Here is a 26,956-nt window from a genome sequence, read left to right on the forward strand (position 1 = left end):
AATGCTTGTATGCCACATCATTACCGGTCTCGGTTCGGGAGGGGCAGAACGCATGCTGGGTCGTATCGTTATCAGTGCGCAACAACCGCCTAATACATGTCACATGGTGGTATCCCTTACAGGGGAAGATATTCATGGTCCAGCTATACGGGCGTCAGGTGTACAATTATATTGCCTAAACATCCAAAAATTGCGTGAAGTACCGCTCGCTTTCTGGTCCCTCGTTCGCTTACTGCACCGCTATAAGCCTGATGTCATCATGACTTGGCTTTATCATGCGGATTTATTTGGAACATTTGCGGCGATCACAGCCGGACTTGGCCGTAAACGACTGGTATGGAATTTACGTTGTTCAGACATCGATTTCTCCCGTTATGCCTATTCGACAAAGATTATATGTCGACTTCTGGCGTATCTATCTTTCCTCCCGGCTCAAGTAATCACCAACTCCCAAGCAGGTCGCAGACATCACCTGAGTTTGGGATACAAACCACAGAAATGGGGATATCTCCCCAACGGATTTGACACATCGGAATGGTATCCTGATGCTGAAGATCGTGAGAATGTAAGAATTGAGTTTGGACTTTCGGCACATGATGTCGCGATTGTCGTTGTTGCACGTCATGATCCGCAAAAGGATCATACCACCTTTTTGGCCGCTGCAGACAAGCTGGCTAAACGATACTCGAAGGTGAAATTCATTCTTATCGGCCGCAACACGCAAAATATCCCTTTGCCCAATGCTCTCCGAAACAAAATGATTGTATTAGGGGAAAGGACTGACGTTGCGCGACTGCTTCGCGGCATGGATATTGCCGTGCTCTCCTCCGCCTATGGCGAAGGTTTCCCCAACGTTGTTGGAGAGGCAATGGCTACCGGCTTACCTTGCGTTGTGACAGATGTTGGAGACTCTGCGCTTATAGTAGAAGACACGGGCATCGTTGTGCCACCTCGTAATCCAGATAGCTTGGCCGATGCCATCCAAATTCTTATTGACGACCCTGATCTTCAGAACCGAGGAGCTGAAGCACGACGCATCATTATCGGTTGCTATTCAATAGATGTCGTAAGAGAGAGATATCAGAAGCTTTTTTCTGACATTCACGCAAACAGCAACTGAAAATGCCAGAGCACTGGCATCTATAATGTACCTTAAAACAGCTAGTTTATTTGCTCTGAAGAATTGGCGCACCCGACAGGATTCGAACCTGTGGCCTTTGCCTTCGGAGGGCAACGCTCTATCCAGCTGAGCTACGGGTGCGCAATAGGCATCGGGCAGCACGGCCCGAGCGGTTGGGTGATACAGGTTTTGTCCGTCGCGGGCAAGGACTTTTGACGGCCCTCGCCAATCGCATTCTGCTGCCCGTTCGGTTAAATTCTTGTTGCGGCATATCACAGCGATCAGCTTTCGACGTCGCGTCGCTCATAGGGATCCCTAACGATCCACGTCCCGTTCCATTCCCGGTCCTGTTCACGACGCTGCAGGCGTTCCATACGATTAAGCATTAACTGGGCAGCAAAATCGCTGCCTATGCCTTCCTGAACTTCCTCGAATAGAGGTTGGGCCTTGTCAAAATCGCCCTCGCGATAAAACGCAATCGCGGTTTCATAGGTTTTGCGCCAGTCGCGACGTTCATCGCTTAGCTGCCCGGACTGTGCCAGCACTTCATAAAGATAAACCACATGCTCGGTCCCGAGCAGTACAACATGATCCAGATCGCGCATCTCAATCTCGCCGGCTGCCATGCTGGCCGTTTCATGTGAAGCCAGAATCTGGGTACCGTATATACGGTTGGCCTTTTCAAGGCGGTTGGCATAGTTCACGCAATCGCCAACCACCGTATAGGCGCGTGATTTATCCGTCCCGATTGAGCCGACAACAACCTCGCCGGTCGCGATACCAATACGAATATCAAGCCCGTGATCGCCGATCAGGTCGGCATATTTGGTCTTCAGCGCATTAAAGCGTGCCACCTGCTCCAACGCTGCCAGACAGGCATGCCCGGCGTGGCTTTTTTCCCCGCAGAAGGGCGGGCCCCAGAAACCGATCACCCTATCCCCGACAAAATTGTCGATAATGCCACTATGGTTTGCAATCGGTTCGGTCATGGCGGTCAGATAATCATTGAGAAAATCGACGAGTTTCTCGGGCGGTATATGTTCGGCCATCCAGTCAAAATTGGTCAGGTTCACAACACTGACCGTCATCACCCGCTTTTGCGAGGTTTCAAGCGCGGTTTCCTGTGACAGCAGGTTATTGATGATCTTTGGATCAATATATTTGCCAAACCGTTCACGCATACGGAACCGTACGCGCAATTCGCGCGTCATGCGGTTAAAGGCATCCGCCAGCCGGGCAAAATCGCCCTTGCCCTTGAAATCAAGGCTTGTATCAAGCTTGCCTGACTGCACGCTGTTCAACGCATTGGTCGTATCGCGAACGGCTTTGACCACCGCTTGCGCCAGATAATAGGCAAAGGAAATGCCGATCACCACCGCAGCCAGCATCATGATAAATTCGGCCTGGATCAGAAAATCTTCGCGCTCCGAGACATTTTCGACTGTTTCGCTGGAATATTTTTCCAGCAGCAAAATCTCGCTGCGCAGATCAAGCACAATGTTGCGATGAATACCGCGGACAAGATTTTCCTGACGCTGCGCGTCATCAAGGTCGCCTTCACGCACCCGGCTCAGTAATCTTTCAACGCCCAGATTGAATTGGGCGGCAATATCGGCGAATTCGCGCATACGAACATCAAGATCAAGCAACACACCTTGTTCGAAATGGCCCGATGCCTGTGCCCGGCCAAGGGCTGCCGAGGTAAAGGCCTTGCGAAAGGCCTGCTCAATCTGGGTCTGCTTGGCATCAATCTCGATTTCGATACCACTTAACAGGGGGGCATCAGGGCCTTCATTTTCGACAACACGCATGTAACGGTCGATCAGTGATATCTGTTCAAGCTGACGGGAACGAACATCGGAAAGCGCATCCTTGACTGGTGTCACATAGCGCGACACCGCTTCAAGATCGCCATTGATCCCAAGCGACTGGATAACGGAGAACCCGGTAGCCACAACAAGCCACACGACAAAAAAGGCCGCGACACCCAGGAACTTCGCCCGAACGGTCCTTAGCATGCCGGTCCTGATCCTCCGAAAAACGTAGCTGAAAATGCCACCGAATACACAACGGCAATAGGTGCCATATCGTGACGGTCGCCCCGGGTAACAACCTTGGCAATCATATGCAACTGATTAAAAATGCTACCTGATCAGGGATCAGCGGTCAAAACGCAATCAATTGAGCGTACACGAAAAATCCCGGGCAGCCGCACCGCCCTTGATCCAGCGTCTGATATCGCCGATCACCGTTGGTCCGTTCAGGTCACGCAGCAACATGTGGTAGCCATCAGGAAACAGGCAAACCGCACTCCGGTCCGGGTTTGATGCCCTGATGTCCTTCGCAATTGTGCCAATCGCCGCCGGTGGAATCACCTGATCCTGTTCGCCGGACAATAAAAGCGTTGGAATATCAATTTCTCCTGCCCGTTGATGAGCCAAATCCATCAAATCAGCCAAACCGGCAACCATATCAACCCGTACCGATTTCATCATATGCGGATCACGTGACAGACGACGGAGCATTTCAATATTGTCCGAAGGCCAGATATCAAGTCCCTGCCCAGACAGGGGCAACCAAGGCAAACTGTGTGAGATGACAGAAAGCGGTGCGGTCTGATACCACGGCATCATGTCGCGGTTCCATACTGCCGGAGCCACCAGAATAACCCCGTCCATCCACCGGGGCCGCGATGCCGCCGTCACAATTGCAACCGCACCGCCCATCGAGTCCCCCATCAGATAGACCGGTCGATCCGGATATTGCAAACGAAGGGTGACCAGCATTTCAGCCGCATCATTGACGAGGCTTTGTATTCCCGACCAGAAAGGTCGCGTCGCAGTGCGCCCAAAGCCGCGCTGGTCATAAGCAAAAAGCGCAATATTATCAGACGCCAGCATCGTTCCGGCTTCGTCAAATGCGTTGGCGTAATCGCCAAATCCGTGCAGACCAAGGATCACCGCATCCGGATCGTCAACCGAGCCCCAATGCTGCAAGGGTAACGATTCCCCGTCAGATGCAATGAACGCATTTTGGGTAATTTTAACGCTGCCAATCGGATCACCGGCAGGAATGACAGTCGGTGCGCAAGCCACCAACAAAAGCGAGAACCCGAACCCGGTAAACCACAACAATGTTTTCAACATGTGGTTAATTGCCGCCCCCAGGGTCATCTTGGCTTGCGTTCGAAAGCCAAGTTAAGGCCAAAAAACAAAACCCTGCAAGCAACTTGCAGGGTTTTGGATGATCTGGCGACTGTCTGAAAAATCAGGCGGCCTTGCCCGCACGGGCCTTGTCATTATCTCGTGTCAACATCAGGAAGATATCTTCAAGATCGCCTTCCTCGGTCGACAGGTCCGTGATTGCAAGACCGCAGCCCTGAATAGCATTAAGAATTTCAGCCATCTGGGTGTTGCTGGGCCGGTAATGGAGCGCAATCTGGTTTCCGCCCTTAAGCTCCGCCCCCCAGGGAGATAATGCATCGGGGACCGCGTTCAGGTTGTTTTTGACCGTCAGAACCAGTGTCTTGTGATCGATCCGGCGCAACAGACTGCGTTTGTCTTCATGGGCAATCACATTGCCCTTGTTGATGATCGCGATCTCGTCGCAAAGTTCTTCAGCTTCTTCAAGATAGTGCGTGGTCAGAACGATAGTGACACCGGCCTTGTTCAGTTCCTTCACATAGGCCCAAAGCTGCTGACGCAGTTCGATATCGACACCCGCTGTAGGTTCATCAAGAACCAGTACCGGCGGGTTATGCACCATCGCCTTGCCAACCAGAAGACGCCGACGCATCCCGCCCGAAAGCGACCGGGAATAGGAATCGGCCTTATCCGACAGTCCAAGGGCAGCAAGAATTTCGTCCGTACGGCGTTCGGGTTTGGGGACACCATACAGGCCGGCCTGCAATTCCATCGCCTGACGCGGCGTAAAAAATGCATCCAGATTAAGTTCCTGCGGCACGATCCCGATCGAACAACGCGCGGCACGCATCTCGGCCTCGATATCGTAACCCCAGATTTTTGCTGTGCCGCTTGTCTTGGTGACAAGACCAGCCAGAATATTGATAAATGTAGATTTTCCGGCACCATTAGGGCCAAGAAGGGCGAAAAACGAACCGCGCGGAATTTTCAGCGACACGTTATCGAGCGCCAGTTTTTCGCCGTTCGCGCCCTTATAGAGCTTGGTCAGCCCTTCGACTTCGATGGCATAGTCGGGCATTGCAGTCATGAAAGCGTGATCTCCGCTCTTTTCCACATGGCTTGTTTACGCTAAGACCATGCGGAAGTGTTGATTGAATATGCGCAATCGGTATCATCCCCATGAAAGCGGGGTCAATGACTCTCGGACCTGCCCGGGTCGATGATCCACCGATGGCAATACCTATGCCTGTGCTAACTGGGAAACTGGATATATGAAGATCACCGAAGAAATCAAAGTCGGCAGCCTGAATGTTGCCTGTGACGGCGGCAAAGGCCACCTTGGTCACCCCACCGTTTACCTCAATCTCGAGGAAAAGGGCGAGGTGGTCTGCCCGTATTGCTCGAAGAAATATATTTTCGACAAATCCCAGGCCGAGCACGCAGCACATTAATCCGTTTTGCCTGACCACGGATAAAAGGAACCGGCATCAAAGCTGCCGATACCGTTGATCTGGCAGCTTTTAGCTGACTTAATGACTGTCGCATGTCTTGCCGTCGCGGCATTTTTCGCGGCCCATCCACGGGGAAATCCTATGACGTCTGCACCAACCGCACTTAACAGCTATCGTGCCCTTCCGGATCCGGACGGGCATTTCGGCAATTTCGGGGGCCGCTTTGTCGCCGAAACCCTTATGCCGCTAATTCTCGAGCTGGAGCAGGCCTATAAGGATGCCAAGGCAGACCCTGCGTTTCAGAAAGAACTCGACTATTACCTGAAGCACTATGTCGGTCGTGCAAATCCGCTTTATTACGCCGAACGCCTGTCCGAACATCTTGGCGGGGCAAAAATCTATTTCAAGCGCGAGGATCTGAACCATACCGGCGCGCACAAGATCAATAACTGCATCGGTCAGATCCTTCTGGCCAAGCGAATGGGCAAAACCCGCATCATTGCCGAAACCGGCGCGGGTCAGCACGGTGTTGCGACTGCAACAGTTTGCGCGCGTTTCGGTCTGCCCTGCACGGTTTACATGGGTTCGAAGGACATCGAACGCCAGTCACCAAACGTGTTCCGCATGCGCCTGCTTGGTGCCGAAGTCAAACCGGTCAAATCCGGCTCCTGCTCGCTCAAGGACGCGATGAATGAAGCCCTTCGTGATTGGGTCACCAATGTCGAAGATACTTTTTACATCATTGGGACTGCTGCGGGCCCGCACCCGTATCCGGAACTGGTCCGCGATTTCCAGTGCGTGATCGGCAACGAAGCCAAAGAACAAATCCTTGAACAGGAAGGCCGCCTGCCCGATCAGGTAATCGCAGCCGTCGGTGGCGGATCAAACGCGATTGGCCTTTTCCATCCGTTCCTTGATGACAAGGATGTAGAGGTTGTTGGCGTTGAAGCCGCCGGTCACGGCATTCACACCGGAAAACATGCCGCCAGCCTAAGCGCGGGTAAACCCGGTGTCCTGCACGGCAACCGCACCTATCTGTTGATGGATGATGACGGTCAGATCAAAGAAGCCGACAGCATTTCTGCCGGTCTGGATTATCCGGGTATCGGTCCGGAACATAGCTGGCTCAAGGATATCGGGCGCGCACGCTACGAACCGATCGGCGACAAGGAAGCCCTTGAAGCCTTCAAACTCTGTTCGGAACTTGAAGGCATTATACCGGCACTGGAATGCGCCCACGCCATCGCACAGGTGATGAAAGAAGCACCGAAAATGGGCAAAGACAAGATCATTCTCATGTGCCTGAGCGGCAGGGGCGACAAGGACATCTTTACCGTGGCCGAAGCACTGGGAGTAGAACTGTGAGCGACGCAATCATCGGCGGCCAGGACCGCATCGCCAAACGTTTCGCCAAGCTCAAGGAAGAAGGCCGCGCCGGTCTGGTCACTTTCATCACCGCAGGTGACCCGGACCCGGAAGCATCGTTTGAAATCCTCAAAGCCCTGCCAGAGGCCGGTGCAGATGTAATCGAACTGGGCATGCCCTTTACCGATCCGATGGCGGACGGACCGGCAATTCAGGAAGCATCGCTTCGGGCATTGGCGTCTGGCATGCATATGCGAAAAACACTATCGCTGGTCCGCGGTTTCCGCGATCAGGATCATGAGACGCCGATCATTCTGATGGGCTATTACAACCCGATCTATATCTATGGCGTCGCAGAGTTTCTTGAAGATGCCCGTAACGCCGGTGTTGATGGCCTGATTGTCGTCGATCTGCCGCCCGAAGAAGATGCCGAGCTTTGCGTCCCGACCGTGGAAAAGGGGTTGTCGTTCATTCGCCTGACAACACCGACATCCGATGACAAGCGTCTGCCGAAACTCGTTCGGAATACGTCGGGCTTTGTTTATTATGTCTCGGTTGCTGGCGTTACTGGTGCCGGTTCGGCAACCAATGACCAGATTGTCGAAGCCATGGCGCGCCTGCGTCGCCATACGGATTTGCCGATTGCGGTTGGCTTTGGCATCAAGAATGCGACTCAGGCCGCAGAAGTTGCCCGACAGGCGGATGCCGCTGTGGTCGGGTCGGCAATCGTATCAAAAATTGCCGAAAGTCTTGACGAAAACGGCAAGGCCACCGATAAGACCGCCTCTATGGTCACAGGCCTTGTTCGCGAACTTGCAAACGGGGTACGCAACGCGCGTAAATAACGCTGCGCGTTGCCGTGAAACGACCGATATAGGCAAAACCAAGGATCAGTATCCGATATGTCGTGGCTGACAGAATTCGTCCGTCCCAAGATTCAGAAACTTGTTCGCCGCACTGAAGTGCCCGAAAATCTCTGGCATAAGTGCCCGTCTTGCGAACAGATGATCTTCCACCGTGACCTGGCAAAGAACAAACATGTTTGCCAGCATTGCGGCCATCACATGCGTATTTCCGCCAAGGAACGCCTGGAACTGCTGTTCGATGAAGGGAAATACCAAACCATCGAACTGCCGAATGTTCCAGTCGATCCGCTGAAATTCCGCGACCAGAAAAAATACACCGACCGCCTGAAAGCAGCGCAGGCCAAGGCAACCTATAAGGATGCCCTGGCTGTTGCCCATGGTGATGTCGGCGGGCATGCAACCGTGGTTGCGGTCTTCGATTTCTCCTTTATGGGCGGATCAATGGGCACCGCCGTTGGTGAAGGCATTGTTGCCGCCGCTGAATTGGCGACGGTTCAGGACGCCGCCCTGATCATCGTTCCGGCATCGGGCGGTGCCCGCATGCAGGAAGGCATCCTGAGCCTGATGCAGATGGCGCGCACCACGGCCGCGATCGAAAAGGTCAAGGAAAAGGGCCTGCCCTATTTCGTCCTTCTGACCGATCCAACCACTGGTGGTGTTTCGGCATCCTTCGCAATGCTCGGCGACATCCAGATTGCCGAGCCGGGCGCACAGATCGGTTTTGCCGGTCGTCGCGTGATCGAAAACACCATCCGTGAAAAGCTTCCCGATGATTTCCAGACAGCCGAATACCTTCTGGATCACGGGATGGTCGATATGGTCGTGCCGCGCGGTGAGTTGAATGAAACCATCGGTCGCCTGATCGATATGATCCGCCGCACCAAGCCGGGTGCTGCGATCGTTCCAATCAAGGATGCAAAAAAGAAACCCGCAAAAAAGGCCGAGACCGAAGGTGACAACGCCAAGAAGTGACGCCATTCTTGCGCGTCTGGGCCAGCTTCATCCAAAAGTGATCGACCTTTCATTGGGTCGGATTACCCGCTTGCTCGACAAGCTGGGTAATCCGCACCTCAATCTACCGCCAGTCATTCATCTGGCCGGAACCAATGGCAAGGGATCAACGCTGGCTTACCTGCGTGCCATCTATGAGGCAGCAGGCCTTCGTGTTCATACTTCGACCTCCCCTCACCTTGTTCGCTTTCATGAACGCATACGTCTGGCCGGTGAACTGATCCCAGAAGATATGCTTTGCGCCCTTCTCGAAGAAGTCGAAGCGGTCAATGGCGGAGAACAGATAACCTTCTTTGAGATCACCCAGGCTGCGGCATTTCTGGCCTATTCACGGGTTCCGGCAGACGTTGTTCTACTTGAAACCGGCCTTGGCGGTCGGGTTGATGCATCCAACGTGATTGATAAACCGGCTTTGACCGTTATCACCCCGATCTCGCTTGATCATCAGGGTTTTCTTGGCGATACCATTGCCAAGATCGCCTTTGAAAAGGCCGGAATCATGAAACCGGACATACCTTGCGTTCTGGCACCGCAAAGCCTGGAGGCATTTGATACACTGGTCCGCCATGCCACAGACATCGGTAGCCCGCTGGTCACGAATTTTGGCATCACCGCAGAACGCGAAGACGGCTTCACATTACGCATTGTCGACGAAGAATTCGATCTGCCATTGCCTGCTCTACCCGGCCGTCACCAGTTTATCAATGCCGCAACTGCCATTACTGCCGCACGCCATGCCGGTATCCCCGATATAGCAGGCCCGGATATGGCAACCGTTGCACGCGGCATAACAGAAGCCAGCTGGCCCGCGCGTCTTCAGAAACTGACAACAGGGCCACTTTGCGATGCCCTGCCCGCCGGATGTGACCTGATCCTTGATGGTGGGCACAATATCGCAGCCGCCGAAGTGATTGCCGATTGGCTGTCACGCCAAACGGCTGGCGACACGGTTGTGATTATGGGAATGCTTGATAACCGCGATCCGATTGCCTTCCTGCAACCACTTGTGCCGCATGTGGCGTCTTTTGCCGGCATTCCGATTTCGGGTGGCCATGAAGTGCATAGCGCCGATACACTGCGTAATGCCGCGATTACATCCGGTATTTCAAATGCCCACGCCTGTACCGATCTTGCCGATGCTTTGGCAAAGTTGAAAGCCAATACCCCCCATCCCAAGCGCGTTTTGATTCTGGGTTCACTTTATCTGGCTGGTGTAGTTCTGGAGAACCACAACTGATCAGGAACCTTCTCTGAAATCGGACAACAGAAGGCCACATATCAGGCCCTTTTTATCCGACAGGGATCAGCATCTCAGATCTCAGGCAAACGGACTTTGCCGTTTGCCGCTGGCGACCCACCACCTCCCGTTCCCCCGCCATTGGATGACCCGTCATCATCGCTGCGCAGACGCAGGCTACCCGCCTGATGCACCTTGCGCCGATCCTGGCTTACGCCCGGTGGTAATCCATTTGATGCAGATGTTCTGGAAGCTTGATTTTTTATCTGTTCCATCCGGTCAAATCGGTTGGCATCGCGCCGTACCTGCCGACCGGCCACCCAAGTATATCCCAGTACATAAAGCAGGAACCCACCCACACCGATGGTCAGGGTCAGGAATTGCAGCACCGGCAAGAAACTGCCGAAAAGCTGCCCGCCGCCATAAATCATGAAAATGCAAACCGCCGCAACCGGTGCCAAGGCAAGAAAAAATATTCCGCGTACCTTGTGGCGGATCGGCCCGTAATGCATCAGCATCGCATAGAACAGGTACATCAGCGCAACAAACACCACGAGCTTGATCAGAAGCACGAAATGGTCAACAGCGGGAAGACGCTGGTTGCGATCATAAACGCCAAAAACCACAAATAAACCATGCAGGAACAGCCCGAAAATCCCAAAGGTAATCAGGAACCGCATCCACGAAGACGCACTGAACAGTTTACGCCAGCCGGATCCATTGGCCTGCGCGACACGTTCCGTTTTCTTTTCCTTTTTGCGCCGATTTGCCAGCTTCATGTCGTCATGCAGCTCGCGCAGCGGTTCTGCGGTTTCAATACCGATGCCTTGCGGTTTGAAAACCGGTTTATCTTCCATCGCCGGCAATGACCGGTTCTCCCATATCCCGAAGGGAAGTTGCACTGCAAGTGACCATATCAATCCTGACACTTTCTGATAAGCCCAAAGCGATGCCCTGCCACAAATGGTCAGAATTTGTTCGTTAGCCACTTCATTGCGAATCCGATATGAAACTGGGCATACCTGACATCCCCTGACAGAACCCGTCAGGAGGAAGCGCTAAAATCGGTTATATATTCGCGCTTTCGACGATGCCCTACTCGACTTCACCGATCGGATCGGGCATTCTGCGGATCATCAAATCAAACGAACGAATGAGCATCAGACGCATGACAGATTCTGCGCCATCCACCGGCCAACCGCCCCGCCGTGTCGTTCTGGTCGACGGGTCCGGTTTTATCTTCCGGGCCTTTCACGCCTTGCCACCAATGACAAGCCCCGACGGTACGCCTGTGAATGCGGTGTACGGTTTCTGCACCATGCTGATGAAACTGCGCGAAGATACCAAGCCCGATCATATGGCGGTGATCTTTGACACCAAGGGAAAGTCGTTCAGAAACGATTTTTATCCCGAATACAAGGCGCACCGGCCGCCGCCGCCCGAAGAACTCGTTCCGCAGTTCGGGCTTATCCGTGATGCAACACGTGCCTTTAACTTGCCATCCATTGAACTCGAAGGATACGAGGCTGACGACCTGATCGCGACTTATGCCCGACAGGCCGAGGCCGAAGGTTCTGACGTTATTATTGTATCTTCGGACAAGGACCTGATGCAGCTTGTCACGGACCGGGTGCAAATGTTTGATGCGATGAAGAATCGCACAATCGGTGCAACAGAGGTTCTGGAAAAATTCGGCGTAACTCCGGACAAAGTCATCGATATTCAGGCGCTTGCAGGTGATTCGGTTGACAACGTCCCCGGTGTACCGGGCATCGGGATTAAAACTGCGGCCCAATTGATTGAAGAATATGGCGATCTGGATGGATTGCTGGAACGTGCTGGTGAAATCAAACAACCCAAACGCCGCGAAAAGCTTATCGAAAATGCCGAACTGGCGCGCATTTCACGTGATCTGGTTACGCTCAAAACAGATGTTCCAGTTGTTGAAACGCTTGATGGATTCGAATTGCGGGAACCCGACCCGGATGTTCTTTTAAGCTTTGTTTCAACACACGGCTTTAAATCACTGATCTCCAAGATAAAGGCAAAGTTCGGTGGTTCAATTGATGCAGACGGCATTGTCGAGCCGGGCACCGGTGTCAATGATATCAGTGTCGAAAAGGCAGAATATGAACTGGTGCAAGATGAAGACCGCCTAAAGCACTGGATTTCAATGGCTGAATATGCCGGTACCATTGCTGTCGATACCGAAACCACATCGCTTAATGCCCATCAGGCCAAACTGGTTGGTATTTCGCTTTCGACCGAACCGGGTAATGGCTGCTATATCCCTGTTGGACACGGAATTTCTGACGATGACACCCACAGTAACGAAGCCCAGGGCGGTTTTGATTTTGATGCCCCGACAGAAACACCCGTCGAGCGCGATATACCCAAGCAAATCCCGCTGGACCGCGCAATTGCGCTGCTAAAACCGCTTCTGGAAGACCCGGGTGTCCTCAAGGTCGGGCAGAACCTGAAATACGACATGATTGTTTTGTCGCGCCACGGTATCAATGTCGCACCGATAGACGACACCATGGTGCTGTCCTATGTTCTGGACGGCACGAGCCACGGCCATGGTATGGATGAACTGGCCGAACTGCATCTGGATTACAAACCGATCAAGTTTTCCGATGTTTGCGGATCGGGCAAAACCCAGATTACGTTTGATCAGGTGCCGCTCGACAAGGCGCTTGATTACGCCGCTGAAGACGCCGATATCACGCTTCGCCTGCATCGGTTGCTGAAACCTCGCATTGCTCAGGAACACATGGCCAGCGTCTATGAAACACTGGACCGGCCGCTTGTCCCGGTACTGGCGAAAATGGAAAGCCTTGGCATCCGTATTGATGCCGAAAAACTCAAAACCCTCTCAAACGATTTTGCCAAGCGGATGGCCGCCCTTGAAGAAACCATTCATGAAATGGCCGGTGAACCTTTCAATCTCGGCAGCCCAAAACAGCTTGGCGAAATCCTGTTTGAAAAAATGAGCCTGCCGGGCGGTAAAAAAACCAAAACCGGTGCATGGCAGACCGGTGCAGACGTTCTTGAAGCACTTGCCGCCCACGGTCATAATCTTCCGACGAAGATTCTTGAATGGCGACAGCTTTCAAAACTTAAAAGCACCTATACCGATGCTCTTGCCCATCACATTAATCCCGAAACTGGTCGCGTTCACACAAGCTACGGTCAGACCAATGTGAATACCGGGCGCCTTTCATCAAACGACCCGAACCTGCAAAACATTCCGATCCGCAGTGAAGAAGGCCGTAAAATCCGGACCGCTTTTATTTCGGAACCCGGTTGTAAACTGATTTCTGCCGACTATTCACAGATCGAATTGCGCCTTCTGGCACATGTGGCCGAGATCGACGCCCTGCGTGATGCTTTCAAAAACGGCGAGGATATCCACGCCGCCACCGCATCCAAGGTATTTGGCGTGCCGATTGAAGGCATGGATCCAATGGTCCGCCGCAAAGCCAAGGCCATCAATTTCGGCATCATTTACGGGATTTCGGCCTTTGGCCTCGCCAATCAGCTTGGCATTCCACAAAAGGAAGCCAAAGCCTTTATCGAAGCCTATTTCGAAATTTATCCCGGCATTCGCGATTATATGGAACAGGCAAAAGACTTCGCCAAAAAGCATGGCTTTGTTCGGACCCTGTTTGGCCGTCAGATCCATATCAACGGCATCAATGACAAAAACGGGATGCGCAGAAGTTTTGGCGAGCGTGCTGCGATCAACGCCCCGATTCAGGGCGGTGCTGCCGATATTATCAAACGCGCCATGATTGCAGTGCCCAGTGCACTTGTTGATGCGGGGCTTAAAACCCGCATGCTGCTTCAGGTCCACGATGAATTGATCTTTGAAGCCCCCGAAGATGAAACCGAAAAGGCCGTCAAGGTGATCCGCGAGGTCATGGAAAATGCCGCGCACCTTTCCGTACCACTTATCGCAGATGCCGGTATCGGGGATAGCTGGGCGGATGCCCACTGATCAGATCAATGTCCGGATACCTCAGTAAAACAAAAGCCCCGGCAGCACTGCCGGGGCTTTTGCATAAAATGACCGGATCAGGGCCGGTTTAAAGACCCAGAACGTCACGCATCGAATAAAGACCGGGCTTCTTGCCTTCCGCCCATTTCGCCGCACGTACCGCCCCCTTGGCGAAAACTTCGCGCGATGACGCCTTGTGGGTAATTTCGATCCGCTCGCCCTCGCAGGCAAAGACAACCGTGTGATCGCCTACAACATCACCACCACGCAGCGTTGCAAAGCCGATGGTACCGTTTTCGCGCGCGCCGGTATGCCCGTCGCGTGAGCGCACCGAAACCGCATCCAGATCGACCCCACGACCCTTTGCCGCCGCCTCACCAAGGCCAAGTGCCGTACCTGACGGGGCGTCAACCTTATATTTGTGATGCATTTCAACGATTTCGATATCAGCCGTATTCTTATCGAGGATCGCCGCAACCTTCTCGACCAGCGCAAAGGCAAGGTTCACACCGACACTCATATTCGGTGCGAAAATGATGGTTGCTGTTTTGGCTGCAACCTTAAGCTCCGCTTTCTGATCATTTGAAAGCCCGGTCGTTCCGATCACAAGAATCTTGCCGGCTTCAGCTGCCAGCTTGGCATGGTTCATGGTTGCCGCCGGTGCGGTGAAGTCAATTACCGCATCAACAGCTTCAAACAATGCCCTGGGATCGTCACCGACCAGAACACCACTTTCTTCCAGACCGGCAATCAGGGTGACATCCTTTCCGACAAACGGGCTGTCTGGCAGGTCAGTACCACCGCCAACCTCACAACCGCTGGTCCTGACCGTTTCATTGACCAGCATGCGCCCCATACGGCCGGCACATCCGACAATCCCGATTTTCATTTCCGGTCTCCTCCGGCAAGCTATTTCAAACGTGTCATTGCTTTAACATATGCTGCCCTGTGATGAAATCACCGGAAATGTCCAAATGCGGGGCAAATTAACAATCAGCCTGTTGTGGAGGATTGCGCGGCAATCCCGTCAAGTTCAGCAACTGCGTCAACCGGAAGCTTCAGGCTGGCCGCAGCAAGGTTTTGCGAAAGATGCTCGGGCGATGAAGTTCCCGGAATCAACAGGATATTGGCCGAACGCTGCAACAACCAGGCAAGGGCAACCTGCATTGGCGTTGCGTCAAGGCGCTTCGCAACCTGTGAAAGGGTTTCTGACTGTAACGGTGAAAAACCACCCAGCGGGAAAAACGGCACATAGGGAACGCCATCTGCAGCAAGGCTGTCAATCAGCGTATCATCATCGCGATGAGCCAGATTGTACTGGTTCTGAACACACACAACGTCACAAATCTTGCGTCCTTCGGCAATCTGGGCCGGCGTCACATTCGACAATCCGATATGACGGATCAGTCCCTTTTGCTGCAAATCGGCTAGAACCGACAACGGTTCTTCGATCGAACCTTCGGCCGGGCCGTGAAGACCATGCATGGAACGGAAATTGACGACATCAATCACATCAATTCCCAGATTGCGTAGATTGTCGTGCACCGCTGATATCAATTCTTCGCGCGATAATGCCGGTAACCATGAACCGTCATCACCGCGTTTCGCACTGATCTTTGTTACGATCACAAGGTCATCCTGATAGGGATGAAGCGCTTTGCGGATCAACTGATTGGTAATGTGCGGGCCGTAAAAATCGCTGGTATCGATATGATTAACCCCGGCTTCGATCGCCGCACGCAAAACCGCGATTGCACTTTCGCGATCCTTGGGCGGGCCGAAAACCCCGGGCCCGGCAAGCTGCATGGCACCATACCCCATACGGTTTACAGTCAGATCGCCAATGGTAAAAGTTCCGGCCTGTTCGATAATGGACATGGGAAATCTCCTTTCATGTCGGGCATTCGATGTCTGCCCCAAAGCTAGGCCTTCCTTCTTTGATCGACAATCCACTACAATCGGAACAACTTGTACGGATTTATGAACAATGAAACTTGATCTGGCGAACATTACTGCCTTTATCACTGTCGCACGCGCAGGCGGTTTTCGCGAAGGTGCTCGCTTAAGCGGTGGCAGCGCATCACGTTTAAGCGATCAGGTCCGTCGACTTGAAGCGCAGATTGGCGTGCGGCTGTTTAATCGCAGTACACGCAGCGTCGCACTGACCGAAGCTGGTGAAGGGCTTTTAAAGCGGCTTTCGCCGGCTCTTGATGAAATGGAACTGGCACTTGATGTGGTGAACAGCTTCCGCAGCCGTCCGGCAGGGACTCTGAAACTGAACGTGCCTGTAAGTGCGGCACGCCTTGTTCTACCGCATTTTATTCCGCCCTTTCTTGCTGCCTATCCCGATATCCGGGTTGAAATCATCACCGAGGAAAGCTTCGTCGATGTACTGGCGGAAGGATGTGACGCCGGCATTCGCTATGACGAAAGTCTTGAACTGGACATGATCGCAATTCCAATTGGCCCGCGTGCCCAGCGTTTTGCCGCCGCGGCCTCATCCGGATATCTGGAAAAACACGGTATGCCGGTACATCCCCGCGACCTTCTGGGACATGCCTGCCTGCGCGGACGGTTCGCCAGTGGGGCCATGCTTTCATGGGAATTTGAACGCGGTGATGAAACCATTGAACTGAATCCCGGCGGGCCGTTGCTTGTGCGTCCCGGCGGGGGGACTGATCTTGCGACTCACGCCGCCTGTATGGGCACCGGCATCGTTTATCTGTTTGAGGACTGGCTACAGCCCTATTTTGACAGCGGTGCTCTCATTCCCGTACTCGCAGACTGGTGGCCACAGTTTCCGGGACCCAAGCTTTATTATCCGGGACGTCGCCTTGTCCCCACACCGCTCCGAACTTTCATCGACTTTGTCAAAAGCCACCCTTGGCCACATGATACGGCCAAAGAAAAACCCCACTCCGGGTAGCAGAGCGGGGTTAAACATCTTTAGAAACCAGTCGATTTGGCAGGCATTTAATCCGTCAGGTCTTTCCAGATTTCCTTCATCTTGGAAAAGAACCCTTCGCTTTCCGGGTTGCTACCTTCCTCGCGCGAAATCTCGTCAAACTCTCTCAAAAGTTCTTTCTGCCGCTCGGTCAGTCTGACCGGGGTTTCGACGCTGATTTCAACGAACATGTCACCACGTGCCTGCGACCGCAGGATGGTCATGCCCTTGCCGCGCAGACGCAGCTGCTGTCCCGATTGCGTACCTTCGGGAATATTGATCCGGGTGCGCGTCCCCTCGATTGTTGGCACCTCTATGGTGCCGCCAAGGGCTGCCTTGCTCATCGGAATCGGAATACGGCAATACAGGTTCGCCCCGTCGCGCTGGAAGAAGCGATGGTTCTGTATATCAAGGAAGATATACAAATCACCTGCAGGTGCACCATTGGCCCCGGCTTCACCTTCGCCAGCCAGACGAATGCGCGTGCCATCTTCAACCCCGGCCGGAATCGTTACCGACAGGGTCTTTTCCTGTTCAACACGGCCGACACCGTGGCAGGATTTGCACGGATTCTTAATGATCTTGCCTTTGCCATGGCAGCTCGGGCAGGTACGTTCAATCGTAAAGAAGCCCTGCTGTGCACGAACCTTGCCATGGCCGTTACAGGTCGGGCAAGTTACCGGCTGCGAACCGGCCTCGGCACCGCTGCCGTTGCATTCGTCGCACGCAACAGAACCAGGAATGGTGATTTCGGCTTTCTTGCCTTCGAACGCCTCTTCAAGCGAGATCGCCATATTATAGCGTAGATCAGCCCCGCGCGACGAACCGCCGCCACGACGTCCCCCGCCCATGGCGCCAAAAATCTCGTCAAAGACGTCGGCGAATCCGCCGCCACCGAAACCACCGCCAAAGCCGCCACCGAAACCACCGGCACCGCCCGGCCCGCCTTGCTCAAACGCAGCATGACCAAACCGGTCATAGGCAGCACGTTTTTCCTGATCTTTCAGGACTTCATAGGCTTCGTTGACTTGCTTGAACTTTACTTCAGCCTCCGTATCCCCCGGGTTTTTGTCCGGGTGATACTTCATTGCCTGTTTACGATAGGCGCTTTTGAGCGCGGCAGCATCGGCATCTTTGCCAACACCCAACAGCTCGTAATAATCTTCTTTCGCCATCTGTAACTCCGAAACACGGTCGGGCCGTTCCCGCAATTTTTGCGTCCGGAACGGCCCGATTTTTATTTACAGGGCGTCGTTCAAGACGACCTCTGCGGTCGCCTTACTTGTCTTTTTTGCTGTCATCGACTTCTTCAAAGTCGGCATCAACAACACCGTCGTCAGCCTGTGCAGATGCACCGGCAGCATCACCCTCGCTACCTTCTTCAGCCTGCTGTGCCTGATACATGGCTTCGCCAAGTTTCATTGCAGCCTGCTGAAGTTCGTTGACCTTCGTGGTGATCGCTTCCGGATCTTCGCCATCCTTGGCTTCTTTAAGCGCCGACAATGCATCCTCGATCATCGATTTTGCACCGGCATCAACCTTGTCACCGTGTTCGGCAAGGTTTTTCTCGGTCGAATGAATGACGGCTTCCGCCTGGTTGCGGGCTTCGACAAGCGCTTTACGCTTTTTATCGGATTCCGCATTGGCTTCGGCGTCCTTGACCATTTTTTCGATCTCGTCATCGCCAAGACCACCAGATGCCTGAATGCGGATCTGCTGCTCCTTGTTGGTCGCCTTGTCTTTGGCAGACACGTTGACGATACCGTTGGCATCGATGTCAAAAGTCACTTCGATCTGCGGAACGCCACGCGGTGCCGGCGGGATACCAACCAGATCGAACTGGCCAAGCATCTTGTTGTCAGCAGCCATTTCGCGTTCACCCTGGAATACACGGATGGTCACAGCCGTCTGGTTGTCTTCCGCAGTCGAGAAGGTCTGCGACTTGCGGGTCGGGATCGTAGTGTTACGGTCGATCAGACGGGTGAATACACCACCAAGGGTTTCGATACCCAGCGACAGCGGCGTCACGTCAAGCAGCAGGACGTCTTTGACGTCACCCTGCAGAACGCCACCCTGAATGGCCGCACCAAGGGCAACGACTTCATCCGGGTTCACACCTTTGTGCGGATCACGACCAAAGAATTCCTTCACGCGTTCCTGAACCTTCGGCATACGGGTCATGCCGCCAACCAGAATAACGTCGTCGATCTCACCTGCGGTAATGCCGGCATCTTTCAGCGCAGCCTTGCACGGGGTCATCGTGCGTTCGATCAGGTCACCAACAAGGCTTTCAAGCTTCGCACGCGACAGCTTGATGTTCAGGTGTTTCGGGCCTGATGCATCTGCAGTGATAAACGGCAGGTTTACTTCGGTCTGCATTGACGAGGAAAGCTCGATCTTGGCCTTCTCGGCTGCCTCTTTCAGGCGCTGAAGGGCCAGACGATCCTTACGAAGATCAATCTGCTGTTCCTTTTTGAACTCGTCAGCAAGGTAATCAATGATGTTTTTATCGAAGTCTTCACCACCAAGGAAGGTATCGCCGTTGGTCGATTTCACTTCGAAAACACCATCGCCGATTTCCAGAACCGACACGTCGAAGGTACCGCCACCAAGGTCATAAACGACCACGGTGCCACCTTCTTTCTTGTCCAAACCATATGCCAGTGCTGCTGCAGTCGGCTCGTTGATGATGCGTTTGACTTCAAGACCGGCAATTTTACCGGCATCCTTGGTTGCCTGACGCTGGCTGTCGTTGAAATATGCCGGAACGGTAATAACGGCTTCGGTTACCGGTTCACCCAGATGGGCTTCTGCGGTTTCCTTCATTTTCTGGAGAACCATGGCTGCGATCTGGCTCGGTGCCATTTTCTCGCCATTGACTTCAACCCATGCATCGCCATTCTCGCCCGCAACAATTTTGTACGGGACAAGGTCTTTGTCTTTTTCGACTTCCGGGTCGCCATAACGACGGCCGATCAGACGTTTGATGGCGAAAAGGGTATTTTCCGGGTTGGTAACAGCCTGACGTTTTGCCGGCTGACCGACGAGGCGCTCACCATCATTGGTGAAAGCGACCATCGACGGAGTGGTACGGGCACCTTCGCTGTTCTCGATCACGCGGCCTTCTTTGCCGTCCATGACTGCGACGCAGGAATTGGTGGTGCCAAGGTCGATACCGATAATCTTGCCCATAGTAAGTTCCTCTTTTAGCGGCCGGTCCGTCCCGCAGCCTTCACGATCTAAGCGCTGCGCAGGACCTCCTGGGACCAATGGTTGTAATAGTCTCAAATTTCTTGGGGTGATTACCCCGCGCACCTATATATGAAAGTCATCAAAAACTCGCAAGCGGTGAAAACCGGGAATCTCGGGTGAATTTTGCTGCTAAAGGCCTAAATCGGCTTTCCGCCCCCTTTCTGACGCCGGTTTCGCGGCCAAAATTGCATCTTTTCAAGCGGTTTATACAACTAAAAAGGTAGAATTCGCGCAAAGCATATCCGGGTTGCCAAAGCTGCAAAACCCGTCACATACCGGAAAAACCCGCACCAAACAGCGGTTTGATGATCTCTATCCGGTTTGTGAGGCAGGCTGACAACGTACCTGACGCAGGAATTTTTCAAGCTTTTCGGCAAGATCGGTCTTTGCTTCGGCCCCCAGAAAGCCGCCAATCTCGAAACGCTTGCCGTGCGACCGTAAATAAAGTTCACATTGATCGTCTTCGCCACGTTCCAACACGACCTGAAGCCAATAAGGCTGAAAATCAAATTCCTGACGCGCTCCGCGAGCAGATATACGAGTCACTCGCAAATTACCCCGGCGAAGCTCGATCCGTTCCTCTGCCCGTGCGCTCCGAAAACTGAAATAAAAGGCAAGCGACAGCAAGATCACATCAACGCCCAGAAACCCGATGACCGGCCATGCGCCCACCGCCCAGAAAACCAGCCCGATCAACGATGTAACGCAAGCCAGCACAATAACAATATTGCGTGCTGCCCGCCTGCTCAAAGAGCGCGGCGGATGCAAATTGATGCAAAATATCGGTTTTTCGGTTCTTGGTACGGCTGGCATGGCAATCGACCGGGTTGCAGCGTTTCCAATCGGCCAATTCTGGAACGCTTCCAATATTGCCGCAATCAAAATTCGACCTTTGCAGATCGTCAGTTTATATATGCCGCTAACAGGAGATCGCATCAGGGATGCCAGAACGCCATCTGCCAACATCCCGAAATTGACCGCAAAAATGCAGTCCCAACACAGAGATGAATATCCATGTCCCGCCCGATGAGCAAAGCCGCCATAGAAGAGTTTTTCCAACGCCTTTCAGACGCCGATCCGGAACCGAAAGGCGAACTGGACTACACCAATCCCTATACACTTCTGGTGGCCGTTGCCCTGTCGGCGCAGGCAACCGATGTCGGGGTCAACAAGGCCACGAAAAAGCTGTTCCAGATTGTCGAAACACCACAGGACATGCTTGATCTTGGTGAAGAAGCTCTGATCGAACACATCAAGACCATCGGATTGTACCGCGGCAAGGCCAAGAATGTTATGGCCGCTGCCAGAATTCTGGTCGAAAAGCATGACGGAGTCGTCCCCAATGATCAGGATGCGCTCGAAGAACTTCCCGGTGTCGGGCGCAAAACAGCAAATGTTGTTCGCAATATCGCCTGGGGCGAACACACCATGGCTGTCGACACCCACATTTTTAGGCTGGGTAACCGGACTGGGATGGCGAATGGCAAAAACGTGCTAGCCGTTGAAAAGGGCCTTATGAAAAAGGTTCCTGCGCGCTTCATGACCCATGCGCATCACTGGCTGATCCTGCATGGTCGTTATATCTGCAAGGCCCGCAAACCGCGCTGTGGTGACTGCATCGTCAATGATCTGTGCAATTACAAAGACAAAACACCCGCCGAAGCATAATCCGACGGGTGTTTGATATCGGTATGCAGGTTTCCCAAACCGATGGGATCAGAAAACCTGATCGAATGCGGCAGGTGCCGGTGCAACGACTTTGGCGCCGTCAGGCTGAATTTGCATCACGGCATAACCGCGTTCCGAACGCCCCTCTGCAGTCAGACGGAAAATCCCATCGACACCCACAAAGCCGTTGGGGTTGGTAACGGCCTCGCGGGTCATGTCACCGGATTCGCGCGACAATACTGCGGCCAAGGCTGCGCTGTCATAGGCAAGGCTTGAAATGCGCGGCGGTTGTTCGCCAAAAGTCCGCTCGAACCGGTCCGAGAACAGCTTCCAGTTTTCCGGATCGGGTGCTGCAAAAATACCGCCCTTAAGTGCCGGCTCGGAAAACAGGCCCGGATCGTTCCAGCCGAATGTCCCGATGAACTGCACTTCGGAACTATCAATGTCAAAATAAGCCAGAAGGGCTGACACCTGTCGTAACTCGCCGCCAGTCGCAGGAAGGATCAGCGCATCAAAATCAAGCTCGCCCAGTGTGTCGACACCTTCAAGCCGCTTCAATGCACGCTGGGAGGCAGTCGAACCATCTGCCTCCAATTCGCGCTTGCGGGCCCGCAGATTGGCACGCCTTGCATCGTAATTGGCAAAACTGCGAATCGTCTGCTCAAGGTTGTCTGATCCCGGATCATAAAATGCGACCCTTCCAAGGTTGCCTCCTACGCGGGACATAACACTCTGTAGCGACCCCGCGATCTGACGCCCGTAATCATTTTGTGGCAATAAAGCAGCAAAACGGTATTTGCCCTGGGTGGTCGCGTAACCGGCCGCACGCGCGATCTGGTCTTCGGGAACAAAACCATTAACCCAGACACCGCTTTCCGCAACCCGCTGATTGTTCGAAAACGCGATCACCGGCACACCGGCGGCCTTGGCAATCTCGCTTGCGCCACTAACCGATTCGGCAAAAAGCGGACCAAGGATCATTTTAGCCCCGGCATTGATCGCTTGGTGGGCAGCAGCCTGTCCGCCCTGATATGTTCCGGCCGTATCGACCGGCATCAGAACGAAATCGTCACCTGCGATATCGAACATCGCCAGTTCAGCAGCATGACGCATCGCCCGACCAAGTTCTTCATTGGGACCCGACAGCGGCAGCAAAAGTGCCACACGTTTTTCATTCAGCGCAGCTTCATCGTTGTAAATGGTCAGCAATTCCTGATCTTCGCCCGCTGGCAACGCAGTGTCGCCCGCCCATGGATCGGCTTCAGGAATAAGCCCCTGATTGGGCGGCCGTGTCGGGTCATTCGCCGTTTCGACAGGCGCCCCATCCCGTTGCATGCCCAACAGGTCCGTGATACTCGTGGTGCCACTGCATGCAGCAAGCCCCAGCGAAAGGACCAACACAGATGCCGTCCGGCGCGCAATCCGGCACCATGCCGAATTCCCGTCCAGATTCTGCAACGGATGACGTTTCGGAAAACCCACTCTCACCTCCCGATAGCTCGTTTCGCACGCAGGGTAATCCGCGCGAGGGATCAAGTAAACCGGATGAACGACACTTGCCGCTTTCATCGGGTCTTTATCTTGTCGCCACTCCAATCGGTAATTTAGGCGATATTACGTTTCGTGCGCTCGATATCCTCAAACGCGCCGATATTATTCTGTGCGAAGACACCAGAACGTCGGGGAAATTGCTGTCTCGATATGGCGTCAAAACCAAGCGGATCGCTTATCACGAACATAACGCTGCAAAAATGCGTCCCGAAATCATGGATCGCCTTGGCAAAGGTCAGGCACTGGCTCTGATTTCCGATGCCGGTACCCCGTTGATTAACGATCCCGGCTACAAGCTGGTACGTGATTGCAAGACCGAAGGTTTTAATGTGACTGCCGCCCCCGGTGCATCGTCACCGATTGTCGCCTTGATTTTGTCGGGCCTGCCCAGCGACCATTTCTTTTATGCCGGTTTCCTGCCGCCCAAAACGTCCGCGCGTAAAAAGCAACTGGCCCACTTTGCCAATATCCCCGGCAGCCTGATATTCCTTGAAAGCCCCAAACGTCTTGCAGGCAGCCTTACCGATATGGCCGAAATACTGGGCGAGGCACGCGAAGCCGCCGTAACCCGCGAACTGACCAAAATGTTCGAGGAGGTCCGAACCGGAACACTTGCCAACCTTGCCACCCATTATGCCGAAGAAGGCGCACCTAAGGGTGAAATCGTCGTTATCGTCGGACCGCAGGAAGAAGGCAGTGCCGAACCTGACGCCGACGACATTGATGCCCGGCTGACCGAGCTTTTGAAAACACTGCGCACCAAGGAAGCAGCGGAACTTCTGGCTAGGGAAACCGGCCTTAAGAAACGCGATCTTTATAACCGTGCTCTGGAAATCACCAAACAGGTCGGGGAATAGCCGATGTCCCCTGTCCGCAATGCCCGTCCAGATACACAACATGGTCGAAAGCAGGCGGAACGGGCCGGACGACGGGCAGAATGGATTTGCGCGATGTGGCTGCGGTTATGCGGCTACCGTGTTCTTGCAATGCGGTTTCGCTGCCCGGTTGGCGAGATTGATATCATCGTGAAAAAGGGCAACCTGATCGCTGCAATCGAGGTCAAGAATCGCAACAATATTGACGATGCGCTTCATGCGCTGCGTCCCAGACAGCAACAACGCATTGCTCGTGCACTTTCAACCTTTGCGGTGCGCACCAGCCATCAGGGTGATTTGCGGTTCGATATCATGGCAATCAGCAAGGGCTGGCGAATCAGGCATCTGAAAAATGTCTGGACGGTATGACTTTGACACTGGAATGACCGATCATCGGTAACCCCCTATGGATGCATTCTGGCACCCTTGGTAATTTTATCCGTCGCGCGTTTCTCAGCGCAAAGGGCAATACCGACCACCTTTGCATCGTCAGGGGCGAATTGACTGAAAACCTCGCGATTTGCGGCATCATGGCCGGTGGCAAACATTTCCTCGACGTAAAGGGATGCCGTTACCCCGCGTTCCAACGCACGGCGATGGATTTTGCCCATGGTCACCGGATCGGCCGCCAGAACAATAGCCGGTTGGCGCGATAACGGGTTATAGATATTCTTGTCGCGATCAATATAAGGTTCACCGATAATGTCGGGGAACTGGGCAACGATGCCACTCATTAAAAAGGCTGTCACATTCAGTGATTGCCAGTTTTCCAGATCGTTACGAAGAACAATGGCGACTTTGGTATCAAACATTCGCGGTATCCGCTGATTTTGGGTTTCGGAAAAAGCTGTCATGCAAAATGCTATAAACGAAGCCACATCTGACGGTCTTGAACGTTTGTGCAAACCGCAAGAACGCTTTATTTCCGCAAGCCCCCTTCCGGGGATCGAGCGGATGGAAGCCCTTTTCTTTGGCAATATGTTTGCCCCGCACCGTCACGATACCTATGCGCTCGGCCTCACCCTTCAAGGCGTTCAGACCTTTCGTTATCGCGGGTCCTTGCGCGCCAGCCATCCGGGCAATGTAATTGTTCTTCACCCCGACGAACTTCATGACGGCGGAGCCGGAACCGACGAGGGTTTGCGCTATCGCATGCTTTATCTTGAACCATCCTTGCTGCGTCATGGTCTTGGCTCGGATACGGCATCCCTGCCTTTTGTCGCCGCCCCCGTTATTTCCGATCCACAACTGGCCGCCACCCTGGCCTTGGTGCTTGCCCACCTTGATCAGGATGTCGACCCGCTTCAGATCGATCAATTCATCTGTGACATTGCCGAAAGCCTGGCACGTCATTCCAAAGCCCCGATCAAATCGATAGGATTGCTGGCATTTGATCGCATGGAACGGGCAAGGCAGTATCTGGAGGACAATTTTGATCGTCCAGTACAATCAGGCGAACTTGAAGACGTCACCGGCTTTGATCGGTATCGCCTGATACGGCAGTTCCGGGCCTGCTTTGCCACAACACCCTATCGCTATCTGATGATGCGTCGCTTGCAAAAAGCCCGAACCCTTATCACCCTTCGTCACCCGCTGGTCGACATCGCAGGTGAAACCGGATTTGCCGATCAAAGTCATCTGAACCGGCATTTCAAACGAGCCTTTGGCGTAACGCCGGGCCGCTGGGCCGAACTCACATGCGAAAAAAGTCATTAATCGGCCAAACCTCGCCTCGAATTTAAAACTCCTTAACTGGAAGCCCTCATATTGGCAGTTGAGAAGACGGGGGAACGCGGGGCGAGAAACCAATTAATGACTTCACTGTCACGCATATTGCGACGGTCAAAAGACCGTGTTGTTAAAGTCAGACATTACATTGCGCAAGCCGGACCGGCTCTGGTGATCGTTGCCATTTTGCCGCTTGCCGGATGCACTTCACTTGCGATTGGTGCTGGCGCAACCGCCGGTGTGGCGGCCATGCAGGAACGCGGATTTAACGGTGCTGTCAGCGATACCGCCATCACAGCAGAAATCTGGCAGAAGTTTCTGAGCGAAGACGAAAATCTGTTTCGCCGGATTGAGATCGAGGTGGTTGAAGGCGAAGTCCTGCTGGCTGGAACGGTAGACAATACCGATAGCGAACTCAAAGCAGTTGAACTGGCCTGGCAGGTCAATGGTGTCGAGCGTGTTATCAACGAAATCAATGTCGGGGCTGGCAGCAGTCTGATGGATAATGCCAGCGATCTTCTGATCACGACCCGTATCAAAACCGCCCTGATGTTTGACACGGACGTTTATGCGATTAACTACAGTATCGAAACCATCAATGGTACGGTGCATATCATGGGCATTGCGCAAAGCGAACATGAACGCAACCTTGTCATCGCCCATGCACGTGGTACCAGCTATGTCAGACGCGTCGTCAGCCATGTACGCCTGAAAGACGACCCGAAACGTCAGAGGACCTGAGCAT

At 53.6% G+C, this 26,956-nt stretch carries 25 protein-coding genes and 1 tRNA gene; 14 read left to right on the forward strand and 12 right to left on the reverse strand.

The features are described from left to right. Position 1 precedes the first annotated feature (1 nt). On the forward strand, positions 2-1,120 hold the full coding sequence (locus LG297_RS19785; RefSeq protein ID WP_404423361.1) for a glycosyltransferase: 1,119 nt from the start codon (positions 2-4) through the stop codon (positions 1,118-1,120). A 64-nt stretch (positions 1,121-1,184) separates the two neighbouring features. Here the strand turns inward: LG297_RS19785 and LG297_RS19790 are convergent. From LG297_RS19790 to LG297_RS19805, 4 genes are all read right to left on the reverse strand, one after another. Next, positions 1,185-1,261 (reverse strand) — tRNA-Arg (locus tag LG297_RS19790). A 140-nt stretch (positions 1,262-1,401) separates the two neighbouring features. Further along, entirely contained in the window at positions 1,402-3,138 is a 1,737-nt protein-coding gene (locus tag LG297_RS19795; protein WP_209220693.1) for an adenylate/guanylate cyclase domain-containing protein, read from the reverse strand. 159 nt (positions 3,139-3,297) lie between these two features. Continuing rightward, entirely contained in the window at positions 3,298-4,266 is a 969-nt protein-coding gene (locus tag LG297_RS19800; RefSeq protein WP_404423364.1) for a lysophospholipase, read from the reverse strand. 121 nt (positions 4,267-4,387) lie between these two features. Further along, positions 4,388-5,350 carry an ABC transporter ATP-binding protein gene (locus LG297_RS19805; RefSeq protein WP_404423366.1) on the reverse strand — a complete coding sequence of 321 codons (963 nt, stop codon included), beginning with the start codon at positions 5,348-5,350 and terminating at the stop codon, positions 4,388-4,390. Positions 5,351-5,534: 184 nt separating this feature from the next. Here LG297_RS19805 and LG297_RS19810 point away from each other — a divergent pair, with 184 nt between their 5' ends. The 5 genes from LG297_RS19810 to LG297_RS19830 all read left to right on the forward strand — a co-directional run bounded on the left by LG297_RS19810 (position 5,535) and on the right by LG297_RS19830 (position 10,193). Next, a complete protein-coding gene (locus LG297_RS19810; protein ID WP_007088596.1) occupies positions 5,535-5,714 on the forward strand; it encodes a zinc-finger domain-containing protein in 180 nt (59 codons plus the stop codon). 141 nt (positions 5,715-5,855) lie between these two features. Beyond that, positions 5,856-7,079: a tryptophan synthase subunit beta gene (trpB, locus tag LG297_RS19815; RefSeq protein WP_404423368.1), complete on the forward strand. Its 1,224-nt coding sequence runs from the start codon at positions 5,856-5,858 to the stop codon at positions 7,077-7,079. Beyond that, complete coding sequence (gene trpA, locus LG297_RS19820) at positions 7,076-7,924, forward strand: tryptophan synthase subunit alpha (protein WP_404423370.1); 849 nt, start codon at positions 7,076-7,078, stop codon at positions 7,922-7,924. The genes trpB and trpA overlap by 4 nt, the downstream gene beginning before the upstream one ends. A gap of 57 nt (positions 7,925-7,981) precedes the next feature. Continuing rightward, on the forward strand, positions 7,982-8,917 hold the full coding sequence (gene accD / locus LG297_RS19825) for an acetyl-CoA carboxylase, carboxyltransferase subunit beta (protein WP_404423372.1): 936 nt from the start codon (positions 7,982-7,984) through the stop codon (positions 8,915-8,917). Beyond that, on the forward strand, positions 8,898-10,193 hold the full coding sequence (locus tag LG297_RS19830) for a bifunctional folylpolyglutamate synthase/dihydrofolate synthase (protein WP_404423374.1): 1,296 nt from the start codon (positions 8,898-8,900) through the stop codon (positions 10,191-10,193). Before accD ends, LG297_RS19830 begins: the two co-directional genes overlap by 20 nt. 74 nt (positions 10,194-10,267) lie before the next feature. On the opposite strand, the gene LG297_RS19835 is transcribed toward LG297_RS19830, so the two are convergent. Next, on the reverse strand, positions 10,268-11,050 hold the full coding sequence (locus LG297_RS19835; protein ID WP_404423376.1) for a hypothetical protein: 783 nt from the start codon (positions 11,048-11,050) through the stop codon (positions 10,268-10,270). A gap of 311 nt (positions 11,051-11,361) precedes the next feature. Between LG297_RS19835 and polA the strand changes: the two genes are divergently transcribed. After that, on the forward strand, positions 11,362-14,193 hold the full coding sequence (polA, locus tag LG297_RS19840) for a DNA polymerase I (protein ID WP_404423378.1): 2,832 nt from the start codon (positions 11,362-11,364) through the stop codon (positions 14,191-14,193). An 88-nt stretch (positions 14,194-14,281) separates the two neighbouring features. Here polA and dapB read toward each other — a convergent pair whose 3' ends face one another. Then, positions 14,282-15,082 carry a 4-hydroxy-tetrahydrodipicolinate reductase gene (dapB, locus tag LG297_RS19845; protein ID WP_404423380.1) on the reverse strand — a complete coding sequence of 267 codons (801 nt, stop codon included), beginning with the start codon at positions 15,080-15,082 and terminating at the stop codon, positions 14,282-14,284. Between the two features lie 104 nt (positions 15,083-15,186). Then, positions 15,187-16,071, reverse strand: coding sequence for an aldo/keto reductase family oxidoreductase (locus LG297_RS19850; protein WP_404423382.1), 885 nt, complete (start codon positions 16,069-16,071; stop codon positions 15,187-15,189). A 109-nt stretch (positions 16,072-16,180) separates the two neighbouring features. On the opposite strand from LG297_RS19850, the gene LG297_RS19855 reads away from it, so the two are divergent. Then, positions 16,181-17,119: a LysR family transcriptional regulator gene (locus LG297_RS19855; protein ID WP_404423384.1), complete on the forward strand. Its 939-nt coding sequence runs from the start codon at positions 16,181-16,183 to the stop codon at positions 17,117-17,119. A gap of 47 nt (positions 17,120-17,166) precedes the next feature. On the opposite strand, the gene dnaJ is transcribed toward LG297_RS19855, so the two are convergent. The 3 genes from dnaJ to LG297_RS19870 form a co-directional block, all read right to left on the reverse strand. Further along, positions 17,167-18,312, reverse strand: a complete 1,146-nt coding sequence (gene dnaJ, locus LG297_RS19860; protein ID WP_404423386.1) for a molecular chaperone DnaJ — start codon at positions 18,310-18,312, stop codon at positions 17,167-17,169. A 103-nt stretch (positions 18,313-18,415) separates the two neighbouring features. Next, positions 18,416-20,329: a molecular chaperone DnaK gene (gene dnaK / locus LG297_RS19865; protein WP_404423388.1), complete on the reverse strand. Its 1,914-nt coding sequence runs from the start codon at positions 20,327-20,329 to the stop codon at positions 18,416-18,418. A 372-nt stretch (positions 20,330-20,701) separates the two neighbouring features. Further along, on the reverse strand, positions 20,702-21,202 hold the full coding sequence (locus tag LG297_RS19870; RefSeq protein WP_404423390.1) for a DUF2244 domain-containing protein: 501 nt from the start codon (positions 21,200-21,202) through the stop codon (positions 20,702-20,704). Here LG297_RS19870 and LG297_RS19875 point away from each other — a divergent pair. Together LG297_RS19875 and nth are read left to right on the forward strand one after the other, a co-directional pair. Next, positions 21,162-21,419 (forward strand): hypothetical protein, encoded by a 258-nt coding sequence (locus tag LG297_RS19875; RefSeq protein ID WP_404426977.1) that lies wholly within the window; start codon positions 21,162-21,164, stop codon positions 21,417-21,419. The two genes, LG297_RS19870 and LG297_RS19875, sit on opposite strands and share 41 nt — an antisense overlap. Further along, on the forward strand, positions 21,416-22,057 hold the full coding sequence (gene nth, locus LG297_RS19880; protein WP_404426970.1) for an endonuclease III: 642 nt from the start codon (positions 21,416-21,418) through the stop codon (positions 22,055-22,057). The genes LG297_RS19875 and nth overlap by 4 nt, the downstream gene beginning before the upstream one ends. Before the next feature lie 48 nt (positions 22,058-22,105). Here nth and LG297_RS19885 read toward each other — a convergent pair whose 3' ends face one another. After that, entirely contained in the window at positions 22,106-23,539 is a 1,434-nt protein-coding gene (locus LG297_RS19885; protein ID WP_404423392.1) for a penicillin-binding protein activator, read from the reverse strand. On the opposite strand from LG297_RS19885, the gene rsmI reads away from it, so the two are divergent. Beyond that, on the forward strand, positions 23,461-24,465 hold the full coding sequence (gene rsmI / locus LG297_RS19890) for a 16S rRNA (cytidine(1402)-2'-O)-methyltransferase (RefSeq protein ID WP_404423394.1): 1,005 nt from the start codon (positions 23,461-23,463) through the stop codon (positions 24,463-24,465). The genes LG297_RS19885 and rsmI overlap by 79 nt on opposite strands. 3 nt (positions 24,466-24,468) lie before the next feature. Then, positions 24,469-24,852 carry a YraN family protein gene (locus tag LG297_RS19895; protein ID WP_404423396.1) on the forward strand — a complete coding sequence of 128 codons (384 nt, stop codon included), beginning with the start codon at positions 24,469-24,471 and terminating at the stop codon, positions 24,850-24,852. A 35-nt stretch (positions 24,853-24,887) separates the two neighbouring features. Here the strand turns inward: LG297_RS19895 and LG297_RS19900 are convergent, their stop codons facing one another. Further along, positions 24,888-25,295, reverse strand: a complete 408-nt coding sequence (locus LG297_RS19900; RefSeq protein ID WP_404423398.1) for a DUF2000 family protein — start codon at positions 25,293-25,295, stop codon at positions 24,888-24,890. 40 nt (positions 25,296-25,335) lie between these two features. On the opposite strand from LG297_RS19900, the gene LG297_RS19905 reads away from it, so the two are divergent. Continuing rightward, positions 25,336-26,199, forward strand: coding sequence for an AraC family ligand binding domain-containing protein (locus LG297_RS19905; RefSeq protein ID WP_404423400.1), 864 nt, complete (start codon positions 25,336-25,338; stop codon positions 26,197-26,199). Positions 26,200-26,295: 96 nt separating this feature from the next. Further along, positions 26,296-26,952: a BON domain-containing protein gene (locus LG297_RS19910; protein WP_404423402.1), complete on the forward strand. Its 657-nt coding sequence runs from the start codon at positions 26,296-26,298 to the stop codon at positions 26,950-26,952. Positions 26,953-26,956 lie beyond the last annotated feature (4 nt).

Source organism: Thalassospira australica, assembly GCF_044790785.1.
Taxonomy (GTDB): domain Bacteria; phylum Pseudomonadota; class Alphaproteobacteria; order Rhodospirillales; family Thalassospiraceae; genus Thalassospira; species Thalassospira australica_A.